The following is a 5,403-nucleotide window of genomic DNA, read 5'->3' as shown; positions in this document are numbered from 1 at the left end:
GCTATAATGGGCGGCTCGCAACGACGGAAACGTCGGGGCACACGGAGAAAGGCGCTGAGGCCGACTCCCAAGTTCTTTGACAGTATGCGCAGGTATCTTGTGAAGGCGCCTGCAGGAAGGATGATTTGTCCATCTTGCAGACGTTTGATCAAGCAACATATCAATTGTTTTAAAGCAAGCGAAACGTTGCCAGCGGTCAAGCATCTGCAGCTTTAAATTTTTAGTCCTCGGACTATGCGTTTTTAAGTGAAGAGTTTGATCCTGGCTCAGAGTGAACGCTGGCGGTAGGCCTAACACATGCAAGTCGAACGGCAGCACAGTAAGAGCTTGCTCTTATGGGTGGCGAGTGGCGGACGGGTGAGGAATACATCGGAATCTACCTTTTCGTGGGGGATAACGTAGGGAAACTTACGCTAATACCGCATACGACCTTCGGGTGAAAGCAGGGGACCTTCGGGCCTTGCGCGGATAGATGAGCCGATGTCGGATTAGCTAGTTGGCGGGGTAAAGGCCCACCAAGGCGACGATCCGTAGCTGGTCTGAGAGGATGATCAGCCACACTGGAACTGAGACACGGTCCAGACTCCTACGGGAGGCAGCAGTGGGGAATATTGGACAATGGGCGCAAGCCTGATCCAGCCATACCGCGTGGGTGAAGAAGGCCTTCGGGTTGTAAAGCCCTTTTGTTGGGAAAGAAAAGCAATCGGTTAATACCCGGTTGTTCTGACGGTACCCAAAGAATAAGCACCGGCTAACTTCGTGCCAGCAGCCGCGGTAATACGAAGGGTGCAAGCGTTACTCGGAATTACTGGGCGTAAAGCGTGCGTAGGTGGTTGTTTAAGTCTGTTGTGAAAGCCCTGGGCTCAACCTGGGAATTGCAGTGGATACTGGGCGACTAGAGTGTGGTAGAGGGTAGTGGAATTCCCGGTGTAGCAGTGAAATGCGTAGAGATCGGGAGGAACATCCATGGCGAAGGCAGCTACCTGGACCAACACTGACACTGAGGCACGAAAGCGTGGGGAGCAAACAGGATTAGATACCCTGGTAGTCCACGCCCTAAACGATGCGAACTGGATGTTGGGTGCAATTTGGCACGCAGTATCGAAGCTAACGCGTTAAGTTCGCCGCCTGGGGAGTACGGTCGCAAGACTGAAACTCAAAGGAATTGACGGGGGCCCGCACAAGCGGTGGAGTATGTGGTTTAATTCGATGCAACGCGAAGAACCTTACCTGGTCTTGACATGTCGAGAACTTTCCAGAGATGGATTGGTGCCTTCGGGAACTCGAACACAGGTGCTGCATGGCTGTCGTCAGCTCGTGTCGTGAGATGTTGGGTTAAGTCCCGCAACGAGCGCAACCCTTGTCCTTAGTTGCCAGCACGTAATGGTGGGAACTCTAAGGAGACCGCCGGTGACAAACCGGAGGAAGGTGGGGATGACGTCAAGTCATCATGGCCCTTACGACCAGGGCTACACACGTACTACAATGGTAGGGACAGAGGGCTGCAAACCCGCGAGGGCAAGCCAATCCCAGAAACCCTATCTCAGTCCGGATTGGAGTCTGCAACTCGACTCCATGAAGTCGGAATCGCTAGTAATCGCAGATCAGCATTGCTGCGGTGAATACGTTCCCGGGCCTTGTACACACCGCCCGTCACACCATGGGAGTTTGTTGCACCAGAAGCAGGTAGCTTAACCTTCGGGAGGGCGCTTGCCACGGTGTGGCCGATGACTGGGGTGAAGTCGTAACAAGGTAGCCGTATCGGAAGGTGCGGCTGGATCACCTCCTTTTGAGCAAAGGCAACATCGTCCTGTCGGGCGTCTTCACAAAGTACCTGCATTCAGAGTTTCAAATCGGCCAGGCCGGTTTGAAAAGTCCCGTATATGGGGCCTTAGCTCAGCTGGGAGAGCACCTGCTTTGCAAGCAGGGGGTCGTCGGTTCGATCCCGACAGGCTCCACCACACGTAGCGCCTTTATCAGCGCCAACGGCAATGAGCTAAACGGACATTGGGTCTGTAGCTCAGGTGGTTAGAGCGCACCCCTGATAAGGGTGAGGTCGGTAGTTCGAGTCTACCCAGACCCACCAACTCTGAATGATCAGCGCATACAAAGAATTTATTACGCATCGGCATTGTGGCCGGTACGTGTTCTTTTAAAACTTGTGACGTAGCGAGCGTTTGAGATTCTATCTTGACGTGTCGTGAGGCTAAGGCGGAAGACTTAAATGTCTTCTTATTAATTGAGTCGTTATATTTCGTATCCGGGCTTTGTACCCCCGGGTCATATATATAACCCAAGGCAACTTGCGGTTATATGGTCAAGCGAATAAGCGCACACGGTGGATGCCTTGGCGGTCAGAGGCGATGAAGGACGTGGCAGCCTGCGAAAAGTATCGGGGAGCTGGCAACAAGCTTTGATCCGGTAATGTCCGAATGGGGAAACCCACCCGCTTGCGGGTATCCTGCAGTGAATACATAGCTGCTGGAAGCGAACCTGGTGAACTGAAATATCTAAGTAACCAGAGGAAAAGAAATCAACCGAGATTCCCTGAGTAGCGACGAGCGAACGGGGACTAGCCCTTAAGCTGGAATGGTTCTAGAAAAACAGCCTGGAACGGCTGGCCATAGAAGGTGATAGCCCTGTATTTAAAAGGGCCACTCCAGTGAAGACGAGTAGGGCGGGGCACGTGAAACCCTGTCTGAACATGGGGGGACCATCCTCCAAGGCTAAATACTACTGACCGACCGATAGTGAACCAGTACCGTGAGGGAAAGGCGAAAAGAACCCCGGAGAGGGGAGTGAAATAGATCCTGAAACCGTGTGCGTACAAGCAGTAGGAGCTCGAAAGAGTGACTGCGTACCTTTTGTATAATGGGTCAGCGACTTACTGTTCGTGGCAAGCTTAACCGTATAGGGGAGGCGAAGGGAAACCGAGTCTGATAAGGGCGCATAGTCGCGGGCAGTAGACCCGAAACCGGGTGATCTAGTCATGGCCAGGGTGAAGGTGCCGTAACAGGTACTGGAGGCCCGAACCCACGTCTGTTGCAAAAGACGGGGATGAGCTGTGATTAGGAGTGAAAAGCTAATCGAACCCGGAGATAGCTGGTTCTCCTCGAAAGCTATTTAGGTAGCGCCTCATATGTATCCTCTCGGGGGTAGAGCACTGTTATGGCTAGGGGGTCATCGCGACTTACCAAACCATTGCAAACTCCGAATACCGAGACGGACTGTATGGGAGACACACGGCGGGTGCTAACGTCCGTCGTGAAAAGGGAAACAACCCAGACCCACAGCTAAGGTCCCAAATTCACTGCTAAGTGGAAAACCATGTGGAAAGGCACAGACAGCCAGGAGGTTGGCTTAGAAGCAGCCACCCTTTAAAGAAAGCGTAATAGCTCACTGGTCGAGTCGGTCTGCGGGGAAGATTTAACGGGGCTAAGCAGTGAACCGAAGCTTGGGGTGTGCATATTTATATGTACGCGGTAGAGGAGCGTTCCGTAAGCCGTTGAAGGTGGATTGAGAAGTCTGCTGGAGGTATCGGAAGTGCGAATGCTGACATGAGTAACGATAATGCGGGTGAAAAACCCGCACGCCGAAAGCCCAAGGTTTCCTTGCGCAACGTTAATCGGCGCAGGGTGAGTCGGCCCCTAAGGCGAGGACGAAAGTCGTAGTCGATGGGAAGCAGGTTAATATTCCTGCACCTCGCGTAAGTGCGATGGAGGGACGGAGAAGGTTAGGTGTACCCGGCGTTGGTTGTCCGGGGGAAAGGCGGTAGGTTTGGATCTTTGGCAAATCCGGGATCCTTCAAGACCGAGCACCGAGACGAGTCTTTAAGACAAAGTCACTGATACCACGCTTCCAGGAAAAGCTCCTAAGCTTCAGCTTACGCAGACCGTACCGTAAACCGACACAGGTGGGTAGGATGAGAATTCTCAGGCGCTTGAGAGAACTCGGGTGAAGGAACTAGGCAACATGGCACCGTAACTTCGGGAGAAGGTGCGCCCTTTTTGGTGGCTCATGCGAGCTATAGCTGAAGAGGGCCGCAGAAACCAGGCCGCTGCGACTGTTTATCAAAAACACAGCACTCTGCAAACACGAAAGTGGACGTATAGGGTGTGACGCCTGCCCGGTGCTGGAAGGTTAATTGATGGGGTCAGCCGCAAGGCGAAGCTCTTGATCGAAGCCCCAGTAAACGGCGGCCGTAACTATAACGGTCCTAAGGTAGCGAAATTCCTTGTCGGGTAAGTTCCGACCTGCACGAATGGCGTAACGACAGCGGCGCTGTCTCCACCCGAGACTCAGTGAAATTGAAATCGCTGTGAAGATGCAGCGTTCCCGTGGCAAGACGGAAAGACCCCGTGAACCTTTACTATAGCTTTACACTGAACGTTGAGTTCGTCTGTGTAGGATAGGTGGGAGGCTATGAAACCATGGCGCTAGCTGTGGTGGAGCCATCCTTGAAATACCACCCTGTCGTGCTTGACGTTCTAACCTGGGCCCATTATCTGGGTCGGGGACCGTGTATGGTGGGTAGTTTGACTGGGGCGGTCTCCTCCTAAAGAGTAACGGAGGAGCTCGAAGGTACGCTCAGCGCGGTCGGACATCGCGCACTGTGTGCAAAGGCATAAGCGTGCTTGACTGCAAGATCGACGGATCAAGCAGGTAGGAAACTAGGACTTAGTGATCCGGTGGTTCTGTATGGAAGGGCCATCGCTCAACGGATAAAAGGTACTCCGGGGATAACAGGCTGATACCGCCCAAGAGTTCATATCGACGGCGGTGTTTGGCACCTCGATGTCGGCTCATCACATCCTGGGGCTGTAGTCGGTCCCAAGGGTATGGCTGTTCGCCATTTAAAGTGGTACGCGAGCTGGGTTCAGAACGTCGTGAGACAGTTCGGTCCCTATCTGCCATGGGCGTTGGAGATTTGAGAGGGGCTGCTCCTAGTACGAGAGGACCGGAGTGGACGAACCTCTGGTGTTCCGGTTGTCACGCCAGTGGCATTGCCGGGTAGCTATGTTCGGAAGCGATAACCGCTGAAAGCATCTAAGCGGGAAGCGCGCCTCAAGATGAGATCTCCCGGGGCACAAGCCCCCTGAAGGAACCATATAGACTATGTGGTTGATAGGTCAGGTGTGTAAGTACAGCAATGTATTGAGCTAACTGATACTAATGATCCGTGTGGCTTGACCATATAACCTCAAGTTGCCTTGGCCGACATGACATGTCGATAGAGCCCAAGTGCACGCTACGTCACAAGAACTATGAGAGGCAGGCGCAGTATGGCCGTGCTTTTCCCCCAAGGGAAAACCACGAACATCGCGACGCTCCAACCGTCTCCCTGGTGAAATTAGCGCTGTGGAACCACCCGATCCCATCCCGAACTCGGAAGTGAAACGCAGC

General features: G+C 53.4%; 2 tRNA genes and 3 rRNA genes. All 5 read left to right on the top strand.

What is annotated here, in order from left to right:
* Positions 1-243 precede the first annotated feature (243 nt).
* Positions 244-1,790: ribosomal RNA gene (locus tag V9K91_RS19200) — 16S ribosomal RNA — on the top strand.
* A 95-nt stretch (positions 1,791-1,885) separates the two neighbouring features.
* A tRNA-Ala gene (locus tag V9K91_RS19195) sits at positions 1,886-1,961 on the top strand.
* Between the two features lie 48 nt (positions 1,962-2,009).
* A tRNA-Ile gene (locus V9K91_RS19190) sits at positions 2,010-2,086 on the top strand.
* 229 nt (positions 2,087-2,315) lie between these two features.
* Positions 2,316-5,194, top strand: a 23S ribosomal RNA gene (locus tag V9K91_RS19185).
* Between the two features lie 146 nt (positions 5,195-5,340).
* Positions 5,341-5,403, top strand: a 5S ribosomal RNA gene (rrf, locus tag V9K91_RS19180); the annotation flags it as partial.

Source organism: Stenotrophomonas sp. CCNWLW57 (assembly GCF_037203925.1).
Classification (GTDB): Bacteria; Pseudomonadota; Gammaproteobacteria; order Xanthomonadales; family Xanthomonadaceae; genus Stenotrophomonas; species Stenotrophomonas rhizophila_A.
Note: the sequence above shows the minus strand (reverse complement) of the source record. Positions and strands in the feature narration are given on the sequence as shown.